This is a genomic window from Homoserinibacter sp. YIM 151385 (assembly GCF_027912415.1).
GTDB lineage: Bacteria > Actinomycetota > Actinomycetes > Actinomycetales > Microbacteriaceae > Schumannella.
Genome location: NZ_CP115175.1, coordinates 164158 through 181596, shown reverse-complemented (window position 1 = coordinate 181596; position 17439 = coordinate 164158). Strand labels below are relative to the sequence as shown.

Genomic DNA, 17439 nt, shown 5'->3' with positions numbered 1-17439 from the left:
CCATCCAATCAGCACCGGTGCCGCCGCGATCGGGATCGCGCCGGATCGTGTCACAATCGTGAGCGAGCCGGCGCGGGTCGGCGAGGAAGGCCCGGTACTCGACCCCGCCATGGCGACGTTCACCTTCGGCGCCGGCAACGCGCGCAAGCTGCTCCGGCTCCCGCTCTACGGGCTGGGCGCCCTCGCGTCCCGCGTCGTGCCGCGACGCGACCGCCTGTGGGTCGTCGGCTCCGGGATCGGGCTCGGCGAGGGCGCCCTCCCGCTCGCGCTCGCCGTCCGCGAGCACCTCGAGCGCAACGTGCGCGTCGTCTGGCTCGCGGGCGGCCGCGACGAGCTCCTCGCGGCTCGGCGGCTCGGGCTCGACGCGGTCCTGAAAGACGGCTGGCGCGGCTTCCGGCTGACGCTGCGGGCGCGGGTCGCGATCGTCACGCACGGCTTCGGGGATGTGAACCGCTACGCCGTCCAGGGCGCGACGGTCGTGCAGCTCTGGCACGGCATCCCGCTGAAGCGCCTGCACCTCGACTCCCCCGCCACGCTCCGCGTGTCGTTCCTCCCCGACCTCCCGCCCGTGCGGGCGCTCCTGCGTCGCGCCTACCGCGCGGCCGGACGCGGCATCGCGCTCTTCCCGGTCTCCTCGGATCGCGTCGCGGCGCGCATCCGGACCGCCTTCGGCATCCCGGCCGACCGCGTCGTCGTGACGGGCGACATCCGCGACGACGTGCTGCTGCGGGGCACCGCGGCCGAGCGGCGCGCCCACGGCCGCCGGCTGCTCGAGGGCGCCGTCGGCGCGCTGCCGGAGGGAGCCCGCGTCGTGCTCTACGCGCCGACCTGGCGCGACGGCCGCCCCGACCCCGGCATCCCCTCGCCCCGGGAGTGGTCCGCGCTCGAGTCGTGGCTCGAACGCCGGGATGCCGTGCTGCTCGTCCGGAGCCACCCGCTGGGCCGAGGCTCCTACGCGGATGGCGCGGAGGGCTCGGCGCGGATCCGGATGCTCGACACGGCGGGACTCGCGGACGTCACCCCCGCGCTGCCCGCCGTGGACGCGCTCGTGACCGACTACTCCTCGATCGCCTACGACTTCGCGCTCACCGGCGGCGCGATCGTGTTCCTCGCGCCCGATGTCGAGCGCTACGCGAAGTCGCGCGGCCTCTACGAGCCGTACCGCGACGTCACGGCCGGGCGACACCAGACGAGCTGGACCGGCGCGCTGGGGCTGCTCGAGGCCTGGGCCGACGACCGGCTCGCGGGCGAGGACGCGCAGCACGCGGAGCGACTGCGCCGCGAGCACTTCGACCTCCTCGACGGCCGGGCGACCGAGCGCGTGCTCACGGAGATCCTGCGCCGCATCGGCCGGCCCGTGCCGGCCTCGCTCCGGGTCGCGGGCGACGGCGCGAGCGGATCCGCCGGGACGCCGCGGCTCGAGCGGCCCGCCGTGACGGGTCTCGCCTTCGACGCGCCCCGGGCCGAGCTGCGCGTGCGGACGACCGGACTCCCCCGCGGCGCGCGGCTCGTGCTCGCGGGCGGGCGGGCGACCGTCGAGGATGCGGGCTCCGGCGAGGAGGCCGTCTTCCCGCTGCTGCGCGAGCGCTGGGGCGCCGAGCACCTCGCGCTCCCCTCCGGCGACTACGCGCTGCGGATCGAGCGCGACGGCGAGGCGCCCGCCACCCGGCTCGAGCTCGGCGCCCGGCCGGTCCACGCCCTCCACGACCTCCTGCGCCTGGACGCCGTCGCCGAGGCCGGCGGGCTCGTGGTGCGCATCGGCCCGCCGCTCGCCGACGACGAGCTCGGCGCCGCCGCGCAGGCCCGCCTCGAGCGCGAGTACCGTGCGGCGCCCGACTCGCCCGAGGAGGCCGTCTTCTTCGAGAGCTTCTACGGACGATCGGCCTCCTGCAATCCGCTCGGCATCGACCGCGCGCTCGCGCGGCTCCACCCCGAGGTGACCCGGTACTGGAGCGTCGCGGACGCCTCCGTCGAGGTGCCGCCCGGCGCCGTCCGCATCGTCGAGGGCACGCGCGAGTGGTGGCGGGTCCGCCGCAGCGCGCGGCTCCTCGTCGTCAACGACTGGCTCCGCAAGCGCTGGCGCCGCCGCCCGTACCAGCGGGTGCTCCAGACCTGGCACGGCACCATGCTCAAGCGGCTCGCGCTCGACCGGGCCGCCCGCGGCATCCGCACCCGGCTCGCCGTGCTCCGCGAGCGCGACCGCTGGGACGTGCTCCTCGCGCAGAACCGCTACAGCGCCGAGATCTTCCGCTCGGCCTACGCGTTCCGCGGGCCGATCTGGATCGAGGGCTATCCGCGCGACGATGTGCTCGCCGAGCCCGACACCTCGGCCATCCGCGGCCGGCTCGGGATCCCCGCCGACGCCCGCGTCGTGCTCTACGCGCCGACCTGGCGCGACGACCGGACCGAGATGGTCGACTACCTCGAGCTCGAGTCCTTCGCCGAGGAGCTGCCCGAGGACGCCGTGCTGCTCGTGCGCGGGCATTCGCGCACGCTCCCCTTCGGCCGGGACCTGCGGGGCGAGCGGCTCGTCGACGCGACCACCTACCCGAGCGTGGCCGACCTCCTCGCGGTGGCCGACATCCTCGTGACCGACTACTCCTCGGTCATGTTCGACTTCGCGACCCGCGACCGCCCCTACGTCTTCTTCACGCCCGACCTCGCGCACTACAGCGAGGATCTGCGCGGGTTCTACTTCGATCTGCTCGCCGAGGCCCCGGGCCCGGTCGTCTCCTCGCGCGAGGGCCTCCTCGAGGTGCTCTCGGCACTCGTGCGCGGCGAGGACGACGCGGCGGCGTTCGCGGGGCGGCGGCGGGTGTGGCGCGAGCGCTTCACCCCCATGGACGACGGGGATGCGGGCGAGCGCGTCGTCGCGCGACTCCGGCGCGAGGGACTGCTGGGCTGAGGCCGGCGGGGCGCACCCGGCTCAGGACTCGGTGCGGCTCGTGTCGACCGCATCCCCCGCGCCGCGGACGACGCCCAGGAGGAAGCCGGCCGCCCACGCGTAGTGCATGATCGCGAGCACCGCCATGTAGCGCAGCCGCTGTGCGGGACCGCCGCCGCTCACGAGGCCGACGCCGATCAGGAGGAGCAGGTAGGCGCCCGGGCCGAGGTAGGCGGCGCCGAGGACGATGCCGACCCAGCCGTGCAGGAGCCCTGCGAGATGCAGGGGCAGGAGCACGAGCGAGGCGATCGTCGCGATGAGGAGCAGCGGCGGCGCGAAGTACCGGGCCGAGTTGCCGCCGCCGAGGCGCCGGACGAGCTCGCCGCGCCAGATGCCGGTCGCCGTGAACTGCCGGGCGAGCCGCTGATAGGTGCTCCGCGGCCAGTAGGAGACGCGGAGCCCGGGGTCGAACCACACGAGGTGGCCGGCGCGGCGGAGCCGGAAGTTGAGCTCCCAGTCCTCGCCGCGGCGCAGGGTCTCGTCGTAGCCGCCGAGCTCGCGGAGCACATCCGCGCGCATGATCCCCATGTACGCGGACTCCGCGGGCCCCTCCGGCGCGTCGGTGCCGTGATAGGCGCCGCCGCCGAGGCCGAAGCGGCTGTTGTAGGCCCGCGCGACCGCGGCCTGCACGCCGGGACGGCCGACCGCCTCCATGACGCCGCCGAGGCTCGCCGCGCCCGTCCGCTCGAGCGTCGCGACGCCGCGCGCGGTGTAGCCCTCCATGAGCTGCGTGTGCGCGTCGACCCGCACGATGACGGGGAAGCGGCTCGCGGCGATCGCGAGGTTGAGGCCGATCGGGATGTCGGTGCCCTCGTTGTGGACGATCCGGATGCGCGGGTCGCGCTGCGTCATCGACTCGACGATGCCCGTGGTGCCGTCGGTCGAGGGGCCGAGCGCGAGGATGATCTCGCTCGGGCCCGGATACTGCTGATCGAGGATGCTCTGCACGGCCGCCTCGATGTAGGGGGCCTCGTTGAGCACGGGCATGACGTAGCTGACGCCGGGGAGGCTCGGGCTGGTCGCCATGCGCCTCCTGTCGTCCGGGTCCGCGAGGCGGATCCGGTCGAGCCTATCAAGGCGACGGCGGGCGGCCCGCGTGGGCCGCCCGCCGTCAGGGGGCGTGCAGGGGCGTCGGCGGGTCTAGCCCTCGAGCTCGCCGAGCGTGACATCCACCTCGGCGGAGCGCTCGCCCCGCACGTAGGTGATGGTCGCCTCGGCACCCGCCGCGAGCGCGCGGACCTGGGCGGTGAGGTCGGTCGCGCCCGTGATCGGGATGCCGTCGATCGCGGTGACGATGTCGCCGCTGCGCAGACCGGCCGTGTCGGCCGCGCCGCCCGCGATCGGGGCCTCGGCGATCACGGCGCCGACGCTCCCGCCGTCGTCGACCGTCGCATCCCGCACGCTCGCGCCGAGCAGGCCGTGCGTGGCGGAGCCGTCCGCGATGAGCTCCTCGGAGATCCGCTTCGCGACGCTCGACGGGACCGCGAAGCCCACGCCGATGCTGCCCGACTGGCTGCCGCTCTGCGAGGAGCCGGTGCTCGCGATCGCGACGTTGATGCCGATGAGCTTGCCCTCGTCGTCGACGAGCGCGCCGCCCGAGTTGCCGGGGTTGATCGCGGCATCCGTCTGCACGACCGGGATGGAGATCGTCGAGGTGGGCTGCTGGCCGCCCTGCTGCCCGTTGTCGTCGAAGTTCCAGAAGTCGAAGGGGCTGTCGCCGCCCTGGCCGTTGTCGTTCGGCGCCTCGCCCTCCTCCGTCTCCGAGCTGTCGGGCGCGGCCGAGGACGCGATCTGGATGCTGCGGTTGAGCGCGCTCACGATGCCGTCCGTGACCGTGTTCGCGAGCCCCAGCGGCGCGCCGATCGCGATCGCGCTGTCGCCGACGTTGAGCCGGGTCGAGTCGCCCCACTCGATCGGGGTGAGGCCGCTCGCGTCGACGAGCTTGATCACGGCGAGGTCGGTCGTCGGGTCGGTGCCGACGATCTCGGCCTCGTAGATCCGGCCGTCGTAGGTCGTGACCTCGACCGCGGCGTCGCCCGTCGCGCCGTCGAGCGTGACGACGTGGGTGTTCGTCAGCACGTAGCCGTCGTCGCTCAGGATGACGCCGGAGCCGGTGCCGGCGCTGCCGGAGCCGCTCGCGGCGATCGTCACCACCGAGGGCGCGGCCTTCGCGGCGACGGCGGTCACCTGGTTCGCGTTCTCGGGGTCGTTGACGGTGATCGACTGCGGGCTCGCCTCGGCCGCGGTGCCGGTCGAGCTGTTCGCGCTGACGACCGCGGCCGCGATGCCGGCGCCCGAGGCGCCGCCGATGAGCGCGCCGACCGCGAGGGCGGCGATGACGGGGATGGCGATGGACCGCTTCGCCGTGGTCGGTGCGCCGGGCTGCTGGCCGGGCGCGTACTGGCCGGGCGCCTGCTGGCCGGGCGCCTGCTGGCCGGCGCCCGGGTGCGGGGCCTCCGGGGCGCGGAACGCGCTGCCGGCCGGGAGCGGCGCCGTCGGCCGGGTCGGGTGCTGCGGCGGCGTGAACGGCGCGGCGGGTGCGGCGGGCGCCGACGCCGCGACCGGCGCGGCCGGCGTCGCGGCGGGCGCGGGGACGGCGGGCGCCTCGTGGAGGGTGCCCGCGGGGACATCCGCCGGGGTCGCGTCCTCGGCGGGCGCGGTCGGCCCGACCGGGGCGGGCGGCTCGTGTGCCGCGGGAGCGGCGACCGCGTCCGCACCGGTGCTCGGCTCGTCGACGGGGTCGTGCTCCTCGTCGCGGCGATCGGGGTTCTCAGGTGCGGTGCTCATGTCGGGTGCTCCTTTCAAGCGCTCTCAGGCTCCTGCCGGAACCTGGGCGTTGCATAAGTCGACACTGGGAGCGCGCTTCAGCCTCCCGGTATTCCCGCTGCGGTCTCCCCCGCGATCTCGGGGCCGGCTCCGCCATGCGTCCCCCGGCCGCCCGTCCGGGACCCCCGCGAACGCGGTATACAGACAGGTCCAGGCTCCTGCTTAGGATTGCGTACGAGGACACCCGAGATCCTCGACGGAGAGAGAACCGCATGCACCAGGCCAGTCCTGATCACGCCGCGATCCTGGATGCAGCCGCGGATGTCGTCGTGAACGACGGCATGGAGTCGGTCACCCTCGGCGTCATCGCGCACCGGGCGGGCATCGATGTCGACCAGCTCCTCGAGCGCTTCGGCAGCATCGAGCAGCTGCTCGTCGCGATGCTCAACCGCGAGTACGCGGAGATGTACACGGGCATCGTCGACAACATCGACCGCGATCCGCGCGGCGGGCTGCTCTCGCGCATCTACTTCTACACGCTGACGGGCGTCTACGAGCGGCCGCTCGCGCGCGCGCTCTACGTCACGGACCCGGCGGCCCTCAACCGCATCATGCGGACGGTGCACGGCCTCCAGTACCTGCCGAACACCGGCATCCGCTCCGACTTCGTCGAGCGGATGATCGAGGCGGGGATGGCGAGGAACGTGGACGCGCGCACCGTCTCGGCCATGATGACGACGGTCTCGGCGGGCCTCGCCATCACCTCGCCGACCGAGGACTTCGATCTCGTCGCGAAGGGCATCGAGTACGTGCTGAGCCAGCTCGTCGACGCCGAGGTCGAGGACACGCAGCCCGGCAAGATCGTGTTCTTCGAGTACGCGACCGCGCTCGCCTCGAACCGGATCTGAGCCGCCCGGCGATCAGGCCGGGTCGACCGGGACGACCCGGAAGCGGCGCAGCCGCAGTGCCGGGTTGCGCTCCCGGACCTCCTCGACGCGCGACCGCTCGACGGTCGCGACCGCGACCTCCTCGCGGTGCTCGCCGAGCGACGCGAGCGCGGTGCCCATCGGGTCGACGATGAGGCTCGAGCCCGCGCCCACCGGCGGCGCGTGGTCGGGCGCCGCGACGTAGAGCGTGTTCTCGAGCGCGCGCGCCGTCACGAGCGTCCGCCAGTGGTGCTCCTTGAGCGGGCCGCGCACCCACTCGCTCGGCACGAGCACGAGCTCGGCCCCGGCATCCGCGAGTCGGCGGGTGACCTCCGGGAAGCGCAGGTCGTAGCAGGTCTGGATGCCGACGCGGATGCCGCGGACCTCGATCACGCAGGGGTCCGAGATCTCGCCCGGCACGAGCCAGTCGCTCTCGCGGTCGCCGAAGGCGTCGTAGAGGTGGAGCTTGCGGTACGAGGCCACGAGCCCCTCGCCCGGCGCGACGGCGACCACGGTGTTCGCGGCGCGGCCGGTCTCCCCCGTCGCCTCGACGATGCCGGCGACGAGGTGGATGCCGAGACGGTCGGCGAGCGCCGAGAGCGCGACGACCGAGGGACCGTCGAGCGGCTCCGCCGCCGCGACGAGCTCCGGCCCCGGCTTCGACGTGAAGAAGGTCGCGTACTCGGGCGCCACGACGAGCTCCGCGCCGCGCGCGGCCGCCCGCTCCGCGAGGCGGGCGATGACGGCGAGGTTCTGCTCGCGATCGGGGCCGGGGGCGTACTGCAGGACGGCGACGGCGAGGGAGGCGCTCGCGCCGCTCATGCGCCGCCTCCGAGCTCCGCGAGCCGCGGCGCGGCGGCATCCTTCGCCGACAGCATCGCGCGGTCCTCGGGGTCGATCGGGATCGGCCAGTCGATGCCGAGCTCGGGGTCGAGCGGCGAGACGGCGACGCCCGGCATCCCGGGGCGCCACTCCTCGTCGAAGCAGTAGAGGTACTCGGTCGGCTCCTCCGCGAGCGCCTGGAACCCGTTGCAGACCCCCGCCGGCACGAGCACCTGCACGCCCGGCTCGAGGTCGACCGTGACGACCTCGCCGCGCGTCGCGGAGTCGGGGCGCGCGTCGACGTAGGCCCCGAAGGCGCGGCCCGCGGCGACCGTGACGAGCTTCGTCATGGCCTCGCCGTGGAGGCCGCGCACCGCCCCGCGGACGGAGGAGGTGAGGTTGAGCTGGGACCAGGCGGCCGGCATCCCCGGGATCCCCTCGGCCCGTGAGATGCGGAACAGCTCGCGGACGGTGCCGCGCTCGTCGGCGGCCTGGAAGGCACGGAGGACGAGGAGGCCGTCGATCGCGGTCTCGGCGAGCTCGAACTCGGTGAAGGTCGTCGTCACCGGATCGACGATACCGGGCGGCGCCGAGGGCGGCCGATGCGCCCCGCGTCCGGGAATGACGAAGGCCCGGATCTCTCGATCCGGGCCTTCTCTGGTTGCGGGGACAGGATTTGAACCTGCGACCTCTGGGTTATGAGCCCAGCGAGCTACCGAACTGCTCCACCCCGCGGCACAAGAGACAACCCTAGCACGGGTTTCGGGGTCCGGTCGACACGGGCGCCGTCGAGGCTGGCCCGCGCGGGTCGCGCGACCGGTCGGGGCGGAGCTGGCCGGCGGCGCGAGCTCGCGCCGCCGGCCGCGGATCAGCCCTCGCTCGCCGCGATCGCCCGCTCGATGGCGCGCTGCATCCGCTCGTCGGCCTGCGCCGCCGCGACGAGGTCGCCGTCGGCGTAGGCCTGCTCGCGCGCCTGGAGCGCCTCGCGGTACTCCTGGAGCGCCGCGTCGAGCTCGGTGTTCGAGCCGCCCGAGCCGTCGCCGGGCTCGGCCGGGGTCTCCCCGCCGTCGCCGTCGCCGTCGCCGGGCTCGGCGGGCGTGTCGCCCGGCTCGACATCGCCGTCGCCCGCGGAGGCACCCGAGTCGCCGCCGAACAGCGTGTCGAGCGCCAGATCGAGGGTGTCCTCGAAGGCGACGTCCTCGCCGAAGGACACGAGCACGCGCCGCAGCAGCGGGAAGCTCGTCTCACCCGTCGACTGGACGTAGACCGGCTGCACGTAGAGGAAGCCGCCGCCGACGGGCAGCGTCAGCAGGTTGCCGCGCACGACCGTCGTCCCGCCGCGCTCCAGGATGTTGAGCTGGCCGGCGACGTCCGTGTCCGAGGTGAACTGGTTCTGCGCCTGCCCCGGCCCGGCGATCTGGCCGGAGACCTTGAGCAGCGTCAGCTTGCCGTAGTCGTCGCCCGGATCCGCGTTCGCCGTCAGGTATCCGCGCATGACACTCTGGGATGCCGACTGGCCCGTGCGCGGGATGAAGGTCGAGTACAGCGTGAACGCCGGCTCGTCCGTGCCCGGCGTCTGCATCGTCAGGTAGTACGGCGGCTGCGCCACCGCGCCCTGTCGGTCCTGGTCGGCCGAGGACTGCGTCGGATCCGTCGGGGTCGACCACGCGTCGTTGCCCGAGAAGAAGGTGCCCGCGTTCGTGACGTGGTACGTCTCGAGGATCGAGCGCTGCATCTTGAACAGATCCGCCGGGTAGCGGACGTGGGCGAGCAGGTCCTCGCTCATCTCGTCGCGCGAGACGATCTCGGCGCCCCCCGGGAAGACCTTCTGCCAGGTCTTGAGGATGGGGTCCTCGTCGTCCCAGGCGTACAGCTTCACCGAGCCGTCGTAGGCGTCGACGGTGGCCTTGACCGAGTTGCGGATGTAGTTGACGTCGTCGAGCGCGTACTGCGGCTCGGGCGTGTAGGTGTCGGTGATGGTCGAGGAGAGCTGCTGGATCGACGAGTACGGGTAGTTCGAGCTCGTCGTGTAGCCGTCGACGATCCACTGGATGCGCCCGTCGACGACCGCCGGGTAGGCGTCGCTGTCGAGGGTGAGATACGGCGCGAGCTTCTGGACGCGCTGGATCGGGTCGCGCTCGTAGAGCACCTGCGACTCGTCCGTCACGTCGTCCGAGAGCACGACCTGCTCGGACTGGAACTTGAGCGCGTAGATGAGCCGCTTGAAGACGTTGTCGAGCTTCGGCCCGCCGTCGCCGTCGAAGGTCGTGCGGGCGGCCGAGCCCTCGTCCTCGCCGCCGCCGCTCGGGTAGTCGATCTCGATGTCGCCGCCCGAGGAGTCCTTCGAGCCGACGATCGAGTAGTCGGGCGAGCTCTCGCCGAAGTACACGCGCGGCTCGAACTCGCCGAGCGCGCCGTTCGTGGGGATGCCGCCCTGGAGGAACACGGGCTGGCCGTCCTCCGAGCGCTGGTTGCCGAAGGCCGCGACGACGCCGTAGCCGTGGGTGTAGACGAGCGTGTCGTTGACCCAGCCGCGCGAGCTCTGGCCCGCCTGGTTGAGCTCGCGGACCGAGATGACGGTGTCCTGCGTCTCGCCGTCGATGTCGTAGCGGTCGACGTCGAGATGGTCGGGGAAGGAGTAGTACTGGACGACGCGCTGCAGCTGCGCGAAGGTCCGCGTCACGAGCGCCGGGTCGAGGATGCGGATGTTCGCCGTGGTCGCGGCGTCGTCGCGGAGCGCGCCGGCCTCGGTGTCGACGGTGGCCTCGTACGGGACCTCCTCGACCTCGGCGACGTCGTAGGCATCCCTCGTCGCCGTGATCGCCCGGTCGATGTACTCGGCCTCGAGGCTGCGGGCGCTCGGCTCCACCTGGAAGCGCTGGATGATCGCGGGGTAGGCGGTGCCGATGATGAGCCCCGAGACGATGAGCAGCGCGGTGCCGATCACCGGCAGGCGCCAGCGGCCGATGACCGCGGTCACGATGCAGAGCACCGCGACCAGCGCGGCGGCGCAGGCGAGGATGAGGCGCCCCGGGATGACGGCGTTGACGGCCGTGTAGGCGGCGCCCGTGATCCGGTCGCCGACCTCGGTGAGGGTCGCGAACTGGTCGAGGTAGATGCTCACGGCCTGCAGCAGCAGGTAGATCGCGGCCATGACGGCGAGCTGGATGCGGGCCGGCTTCGTCACGCGGACGTCGCGCTGGCTGACCCGGACCCCGCCGTAGAGGTAGATCGTCGCGGCCGCCGCGAGGCCCGCGATGAGGACCACGGCCGAGGCGTAGGCGACGAGGCCGCGGAGGAAGGGCAGGTCGTAGACGTAGAACGAGATGTCGAGCCCGAACTGCGGGTCGGCGGTGCCGAAGGGCGTCTTGTTGAGCCACTGCATGACGACCGGCCAGCGGGTCGCGGTCGAGACGCCCATGAACAGGCCGAGGACGATGGGGATGCCGTACATCGCGAGCCGGCGGAGCGGCTCGATCACCTGCTGGTAGCGGTCGAGCTGCGAGTTGAGCTTCGCGTAGACGGGCCGCGCGCGGAAGGCGATCTCGATGCTGAGCCAGACCGGCACCGCCATGCCGGCGAAGCCGACGAGGAACATGACCGCGAGCGCGATCCACTGGGTCGTGAGCACGGGGAGGAAGCCGAGCTGGTCGAACCAGAGCACATCCGTGTACAGGCTCGCGAAGGTGAAGAAGAGGATCACCACCACGGCGAGGATCGCAGCGGAGATGGCGAAGGTCGCCCTCGTCCGGTTGCGCGCGGGGGTGGGTGAGGTGGACGTCACGTGGGAACTCCGGGCTGTGTCGGCTCCGCCGCCGTGCTGAGCGGCACACCCCAATCCTAGGCGGGCCTTCCGGTCAGCCGCCTGGGAGGCGCCCGATCAGCCGGCGCCGCAGCTCGGGAGGGCGTCGAGCCCCTTCCCCGAGGCGACCGCCTCGACGGCCGCGATGGCGTCGTCGAGCGTCTCGACCGCGAAGACCCGGATGCCGTCGGGCACCGCCCCGACGACCTCGTCGCAGTTCGCGGCCGGCGCGAGGAACCAGTCGGCCCCCGCGTCCCGCGCGCCGTGCATCTTCTGGCGGATGCCGCCGATCGGGCCGACGGTGCCGTCCGCGGCGATCGTCCCGGTGCCCGCGATCGACTCGCCGCCCGTCATCTCGCCGGGGGTGAGCTTGTCGATGATCCCGAGCGCGAACATCATGCCGGCGCTCGGGCCGCCGACGTCCTCGAGCTGGATGCGGACGTCGACGGGGAAGTCGTAGTCGGCCGCCGTGTAGACCCCGATCACCGGGGTCCGCCCGTCGTCGTCGCTCGCGACCGGGGTGATCTCCAGCTCCCGCTCGCGGCCGTCGCGGCGGATGCCGAGCACGAGCGGTGTGCCGGCGCCGGACTCGGCGATGAGCTCGCGGAGCCGCGTCACATCCTCGATCGGGGTGCCGCCGACCGAGAGGATCTCGTCGTCCGGCTCGAGGAGCCCCACCGCGGGCGTGTCCTCGACGATGCCCGCGACGCGCACGATGCCCGTGTACTCGTAGTCGAGCTCGCGCAGGGCGGCGGCGACCGCCTCCTGCTGCGAGTTCCGCATCTCGACGGCGCTCTGCTCGGTCGACTGCTCCTCGGTGACGCCCTCCGGGAAGACGGTCTCGACCGCGACGACGGCGCGCGCCGGGTCGAACCAGGAGCTCGCGATCTCGAGCCAGCTGGGCGGGTTCTCGCGCGAGCCGAGGATGTTGACCGTGAGGAGATCGAGCGTGCCGCTCGTCTCGTAGGTCTGCTCGCCGGGGATGTCGATGAGCGGCACCTCCTCGCCGCCCGCCGTCACCTCCCCGAGGGTGTCGAACACCGGCCCCGGCCGCTCGATGACGTACGGCGCCGGCATGAAGCCGAGCACGAGCGTGCCGACGACGCCGAGGCCGAGCAGCGACCAGCCGACGGCCATCCGGCGAGCCTCCCGGCGGTCGAGGTCGCGCCGCCCGGCATCGGGATCGCCGGCGGGCCCGGTCTCGGGCTCGGCGGCGCGCTCGAACAGGGTCACGGTGCTCCTCGGATGTGCGGGTCGGCGGCTCGCGCCGGCGCTGTTCGCTCGCGGCGCACCGTGAGCGGGCTGGAACGGCGTCCTCGGCCGACATGGCCGGCGCCGCTCGGTCTAGCGTAGACAGCATGGCTGAGGATCCCCGGGAGGACCGGGAGAACGAGGACCCGGAGTCGGAGCTGCGCGACATGCTCCGCGGCTTCCTGGAGGGGCGCGGCGACATCGATCCCGCGCAGCTCGCGAGCGCGGCGGGGCTCGGCGCCGACCCCGCGATGGTCCAGGCGCTGATGGCGCAGCTGCAGCAGGCCTTCCAGCGCTCGGAGGACGGCATCGACTGGAGCGCCGCCGGCCAGCAGGCGCAGGCGCTCGCGAGCCGCACCGCGATCCCCTCGACGCCCGGCGAGCGCAGCGCGCTCGAGCAGGCGCTCCACGTCGCGGCCCTCTGGCTCGACGAGGTGACGGAGGTCGCCGCCCTCACGAGCGAGCCGGAGCTCATGACGCGTTCCGAGTGGGCGGTCGCGAGCATGCCGGTCTGGACCCAGCTCGCCGAGCCGGTCGCGTCCTCCTTCTCCGACATGTTCACGCGGGCGCTCGAAGAGCAGCTCGGCGAGCCGGACGAGGCCTCGCGCGGCATGGTCGAGGGCGCCGGCCGCCTGATGCGGAACATGGGCGGCACGATGTACGCCATGCAGCTCGGCCAGGTCGTCGGCCAGCTCGCCGGCGAGGCCGTCTCGGGCGGCGACATCGGCATCCCCCTCCTCGACGGCGAGCGCCACCAGGCCGCCCTCGTCACCCAGAACGTGCGCGACTTCGGGGCCGACCTCGACATCCCCGCCGACCAGGTGGCGATCTACCTCGCGGTGCGCGAGCTCGCGCACGCGCGGCTCTTCCGCCACGCGAAGTGGCTGCGGCTGCACCTGCTCTCGCAGATCACCGAGTCGGCGCGGGGGCTCGGCCTCGACCTCGGCAAGGTCGAGGAGATGGTGGCGGGCCTCGACCCCTCCTCCGACATGCGCGAGCTGCAGGAGGCGCTGCAGCGCGGCGACTTCATCACCGAGAAGAGCGAGGAGCAGCTCGCGGCCCTCGGACGGCTCGAGACGATGCTCGCGCTCATCGAGGGCTGGGTCGACACCGTGACGGCGGCGGCGACGACCCGCCTGCCGAAGGCGGATGCGATCGCGGAGACGGTGCGACGGCGGCGCGCCTCGGGCGGGCCGGCCGAGTCGGCCTTCGCGAAGCTCGTCGGCCTCGAGCTGCGCCCGCGACGGCTCCGCGAGGCGGCGGCCATGTGGCAGGCGGTGACGGATGCCGTCGGCGGCGCCGGCCGGGACGCGCTCTGGGCGCATCCCGACATCGTGCCGACCGCGGCGGACGTCGACGACCCCGGCTTCCTCGTGACGCGGCTCACCGCGGGCGAGGCGCCCCAGGACGACATCGACCGGGCGCTCGAGGAGCTGCTCGGCGACGACTCGGGGGAGCGCCCGAGCGGCTCCTGACATCCGCGGCGCGCGCCGTGAGCTGTGCAGAACTCGCGCGCGCTCGCGGCGATCCACGGCAGGATCCCGGTCATGCTGCTCCGGATCGATCCACGGCTCCCCCGCGTCTGGCGCTCCCCGAGCGCACTCCAGCTCGGCGTCGACCCGCCCCGGGTGGTCCTCGAGCCCCTGACGACGTCGGAGGAGCGGGTCGTCCACGCGCTGCGCATCGGCCTGCCGCCGGCGGCCTTCCCCGCGGCGGCCGAGGCGGCCGGCCTCGAGCAGGAGGGCGCAGGACGTCTGCTCGACGCCGTGGCGCCGGCGCTCGAGCGCGAGCCGGCGCCGGAGACCCGCCGGGTCGCGGTCCGGGGCCGGTCTCCCCTCGCGCGCGCACTCGCGGCCGCGCTCACGGCGCCCGTCGATCACGGCGCCGAGGATGCCGCCGGCGACGCCGTCGAGGCGTCCGCGCCCCAGCTCGTCGTCCTCGTCGCCGACTGGGTCCTGCCGCCGGCGGAGGCGGGTGCCTGGCTGCGCCGCGAGGTGCCGCACCTCCCGGTCGTCGTCGCCGACGGCGCCGTGCGGGTCGGGCCCGTCATCCGCGCCGGCTCCGGCCCCTGCGCGCACTGCCTCGAGCTCGCGCGACGGGATGCCGACCCGGCCTGGCCGATGATCGCCGGCCAGCTCCTCGACCGCGCGGGCGCGGGGCTGCCGCCCTGGGCGGTCCCGGCCGTCGTCGGGATCGTCGGCGAGCTCGTCCACGGAGAGGCGGGGCACCAGGCCGAGGAGCTCCGCCTCGACCTCGCGGATCGGCGGCTCAGCCGGCGTCGCCCCGACGCGCATCCCGAGTGCCGCTGCGGAGCTCGTCGAGGAAGCGGCTGGGCTGACGTCGCTGTCCTCGCAGCCCCTCGCCCGACCACGTCAGCGAGAGCGATCTCCGAGCTCGCGTGATGCCGACGTAGAGCAGTCGCCGCTCCTCGTCGATCGCCTCCAGCCCGCGCGCGTGGCTGATGGGCAGGAGCCCCTCGTTGAGCCCGAGGATGTGGACCGAGTCCCACTCGAGGCCCTTCGAGCTGTGGAGCGTCGAGAGCACGACCGCGGAGACGGAGGGCTCGTGCTGGGACGACTTCCGGGCGAAGAGCTCGTCGGCGAAGGCGCGCAGCGTCGCGCCCTCGGGGGCGCGGTCGGCGAGCTCGACGAGCGCCGTGAGCACCTCCCACCGCTCGCGCTCGGCGCCGGCGCCGGCCGGCGGCTCGAGCGTCCACCCCGCCTGGCGGAGCACATCGCTCACGACCTGGAAGAGCGGCCCGCGCTGCGGCGCCCCCGCGAGGCTGTGGAGCTCGAGCATCGCGCGCTGCACCGCCGGGTGCTCGAAGAAGCGGGCCGACCCGAGCACGCGGGTCGAGATCCCCTTCCGCGCGAAGGCCTGCTCGACGAGCGCGAGCTGCGCGTTGACGCGGCAGAGCACCGCGATCTGCTCGGGGGCCGTGCCCTCGCGCAGCTGCGCCGCGACCGCATCCGCCACGGCATCCGCCTCGCCCGCGTCGTCCGGGTGCCCGGCGCTCGTCGGCTGCGGGCCGGGTGCGGGCGCGGCGGGCCGGAGCTCGAGCGCGCCCGGTCGGCCGCGCATGAGCCGGTTCGCGAGATCGAGGACGGGCTGCGTCGAGCGGTGGTTGCGCTCGAGGCGCACGACCGTCGCATCCTCGTAGCGGGAGCCGAAGCCGAGCAGGTACTCGCTCGTCGCGCCCGTGAAGGAGTAGATGGTCTGGCTGGCGTCGCCGACGACGCAGAGCTCCGAGCGCGACCCCAGCCACAGGTCGAGGAGCCGCTGCTGCAGCGGCGAGACGTCCTGGTACTCGTCGACGACGAAGAAGCGGTAGCTCTCGTGCACCTGCTCCGCGACCCGCGGCTCGGCCTCGATCATGCCCGCCGTGACGAGGAGGACGTCCTCGAAGTCGAGCTGCCGCCGCTCGTCCTTGAGCGACTCGTAGGCGCGATGCAGCTCCACCATCGCCTCGACGCCGAGTCCGCCCGGGAGGGTCCGGGTGCGGGCGGTGCGCTCGTAGGCGTCCATCCCGAGCGCGGTGACCTTCCGCCACTCGATCTCGCCCGCGACATCCCGCAGCGCCGCCGTGTCGAGTCGGAGGCGGAGGCCCTCCGCGGCCTGTGCGAGCGTCGCCGCCTTGCCGGGCAGGACGCGCGGCAGCGGCCCCCCGACGAGCTGCGGCCAGAAGTAGGAGAGCTGCGCGAGCGCCGCCGAGTGGAAGGTCCGCGCCGAGACGCCGCCCGCGCCGAGCTCCCGGAGCCGGGACCGGAGCTCGCCCGCGGCGCGCGTCGTGAAGGTGAGGGCCATGACCCGCTCGGCCGTGTACACGCCGCTCGTCACGCCGTGCGCGATGCGGTGGGTGATGGTCCGCGTCTTGCCGGAGCCGGCGCCGGCGAGCACGCAGACCGGACCGAGGAGGGTCTCGGCCGCGACGCGCTGCTCGGCGTCGAGCCCGTCGAGGATCGACCCGCTCCCGCCGCTCACCGTGAGGGCGCGCCCGCGTCGGGATCCCCGCCGTACCACTCCTCGATGATGGCGCGCGCGATCGAGGTCGGGCCGGGCAGGATGACGTCGTCGGCGGCCACCGCCGCCCGCAGCTCCTCGCGGGAGAACCACCGGAGGTCGAGGATCTCCTCGCCGTCGGGCGTCGGCTCGGTGGTCGTGCCGGGCGCGACCCGGGCCGTGAAGCCGAGCATGAGCGACGCCGGGAAGGGCCAGGGCTGCGAGCCGAGATAGTGCGGCGCCGTGACGCGGATGCCCGACTCCTCGTGCACCTCGCGCACCACCGCGGCCTCGAGGGACTCCCCGGGCTCGACGAAGCCGGCGAGCAGCGAGAAGCGCCGCGACTCCCACATCGCGTTCGAGCCGAGCAGGATGCGGTCCTCCTCGTCGAGGACGCCGACGATGATCGCGGGATCGGTGCGGGGGAAGTGCTCGGTGCCCGACTCCTCGCGGCGGACCCAGCCGGACTGCTCGACCGCCGTCGCGATGCCGGACCGCGGCGAGAACCCGGCGACGCGGTGCCAGTTCGCGAGCGCGAGCGCGGAGGTGAAGAGCCCGGCGTCGATCGGATCGAGCTCGTGGCCGAGGCGGCGGAGGTCGATCCACTCCGTGCCCGGCTCGCGCACGAGCGACTCGGCCGCGGCGTCGTCGAGGATCGCGGCGACGACCGGCGCACCGGCCGGGCTCGAGCCGCGCGGCTCGGCGAGTCGGCCGAGATACAGCACGAGCTCGATGCCGTCGGCGCCCGCCGGGTCGAGGAGCGCGAGGGGGCCGTGCGCCGTCTCGGCGAGCGCGAGACCGTCGTGGAGCGCGAGGACCACGGCGCCCGGCTCGGCGAGCAGGGCGGGGATGCCGGCGGCGCGGCCGAGGTGGTCGCGGTCGATCGCGTGGCGCGAGAGGACGAGCCGCTCGGGGAAGGGTGCGCGCAT

General features: G+C 74.0%; 11 protein-coding genes and 1 tRNA gene. 3 read left to right on the top strand and 9 right to left on the bottom strand.

What is annotated here, in order from left to right; all coding sequences use genetic code 11:
• The first annotated feature begins 58 nt into the window (after window positions 1–58).
• Window positions 59–2905: a CDP-glycerol glycerophosphotransferase family protein gene (locus OF852_RS00855; RefSeq protein WP_271119927.1), complete on the top strand. Its 2847-nt coding sequence runs from the start codon at window positions 59–61 to the stop codon at window positions 2903–2905.
• A 21-nt stretch (window positions 2906–2926) separates the two neighbouring features.
• Here the strand turns inward: OF852_RS00855 and OF852_RS00850 are convergent, their stop codons facing one another.
• Both OF852_RS00850 and OF852_RS00845 read right to left on the bottom strand, forming a co-directional pair.
• Window positions 2927–3970 (bottom strand): glycosyltransferase family 2 protein, encoded by a 1044-nt coding sequence (locus tag OF852_RS00850; protein WP_271119926.1) that lies wholly within the window; start codon window positions 3968–3970, stop codon window positions 2927–2929.
• Between the two features lie 114 nt (window positions 3971–4084).
• Window positions 4085–5731 (bottom strand): S1C family serine protease, encoded by a 1647-nt coding sequence (locus tag OF852_RS00845; protein WP_271119925.1) that lies wholly within the window; start codon window positions 5729–5731, stop codon window positions 4085–4087.
• 251 nt (window positions 5732–5982) lie between these two features.
• On the opposite strand from OF852_RS00845, the gene OF852_RS00840 reads away from it, so the two are divergent.
• Window positions 5983–6618, top strand: coding sequence for a TetR/AcrR family transcriptional regulator (locus OF852_RS00840; protein WP_271119924.1), 636 nt, complete (start codon window positions 5983–5985; stop codon window positions 6616–6618).
• A gap of 12 nt (window positions 6619–6630) precedes the next feature.
• Here OF852_RS00840 and OF852_RS00835 read toward each other — a convergent pair whose 3' ends face one another.
• From OF852_RS00835 to OF852_RS00815, 5 genes are all read right to left on the bottom strand, one after another.
• On the bottom strand, window positions 6631–7458 hold the full coding sequence (locus tag OF852_RS00835; protein ID WP_271119923.1) for a carbon-nitrogen hydrolase family protein: 828 nt from the start codon (window positions 7456–7458) through the stop codon (window positions 6631–6633).
• On the bottom strand, window positions 7455–8024 hold the full coding sequence (locus tag OF852_RS00830) for a dTDP-4-dehydrorhamnose 3,5-epimerase family protein (RefSeq protein ID WP_271119922.1): 570 nt from the start codon (window positions 8022–8024) through the stop codon (window positions 7455–7457). Before OF852_RS00830 ends, OF852_RS00835 begins: the two co-directional genes overlap by 4 nt.
• Before the next feature lie 92 nt (window positions 8025–8116).
• Window positions 8117–8193 (bottom strand) — tRNA-Met (locus OF852_RS00825).
• 133 nt (window positions 8194–8326) lie between these two features.
• Window positions 8327–11242: a UPF0182 family membrane protein gene (locus tag OF852_RS00820; protein WP_271119921.1), complete on the bottom strand. Its 2916-nt coding sequence runs from the start codon at window positions 11240–11242 to the stop codon at window positions 8327–8329.
• A 96-nt stretch (window positions 11243–11338) separates the two neighbouring features.
• Window positions 11339–12493, bottom strand: coding sequence for a YlbL family protein (locus OF852_RS00815; protein ID WP_271119920.1), 1155 nt, complete (start codon window positions 12491–12493; stop codon window positions 11339–11341).
• A gap of 125 nt (window positions 12494–12618) precedes the next feature.
• Between OF852_RS00815 and OF852_RS00810 the strand changes: the two genes are divergently transcribed.
• Entirely contained in the window at window positions 12619–13986 is a 1368-nt protein-coding gene (locus OF852_RS00810; RefSeq protein ID WP_271119919.1) for a zinc-dependent metalloprotease, read from the top strand.
• Window positions 13987–14779: 793 nt separating this feature from the next.
• Here OF852_RS00810 and OF852_RS00805 read toward each other — a convergent pair.
• Together OF852_RS00805 and nudC are read right to left on the bottom strand one after the other, a co-directional pair.
• A complete protein-coding gene (locus OF852_RS00805; RefSeq protein WP_271119918.1) occupies window positions 14780–16492 on the bottom strand; it encodes an ATP-dependent helicase in 1713 nt (570 codons plus the stop codon).
• A complete protein-coding gene (nudC, locus tag OF852_RS00800) occupies window positions 16489–17439 on the bottom strand; it encodes an NAD(+) diphosphatase (protein ID WP_271119917.1) in 951 nt (316 codons plus the stop codon). Before nudC ends, OF852_RS00805 begins: the two co-directional genes overlap by 4 nt.

Bases quoted from the DNA above. Each gene is read 5' to 3' on its own strand.
- OF852_RS00840 (WP_271119924.1), top strand. From the start codon at position 5,983: ATGCACCAGGCCAGTCCTGATCACGCCGCGATCCTGGATGCAGCCGCG.
- OF852_RS00845 (WP_271119925.1), bottom strand. From the start codon at position 5,731: ATGAGCACCGCACCTGAGAACCCCGATCGCCGCGACGAGGAGCACGAC.
- OF852_RS00850 (WP_271119926.1), bottom strand. From the start codon at position 3,970: ATGGCGACCAGCCCGAGCCTCCCCGGCGTCAGCTACGTCATGCCCGTG.
- OF852_RS00835 (WP_271119923.1), bottom strand. From the start codon at position 7,458: ATGAGCGGCGCGAGCGCCTCCCTCGCCGTCGCCGTCCTGCAGTACGCC.
- nudC (WP_271119917.1), bottom strand. From the start codon at position 17,439: ATGCGCGCACCCTTCCCCGAGCGGCTCGTCCTCTCGCGCCACGCGATC.
- OF852_RS00810 (WP_271119919.1), top strand. From the start codon at position 12,619: ATGGCTGAGGATCCCCGGGAGGACCGGGAGAACGAGGACCCGGAGTCG.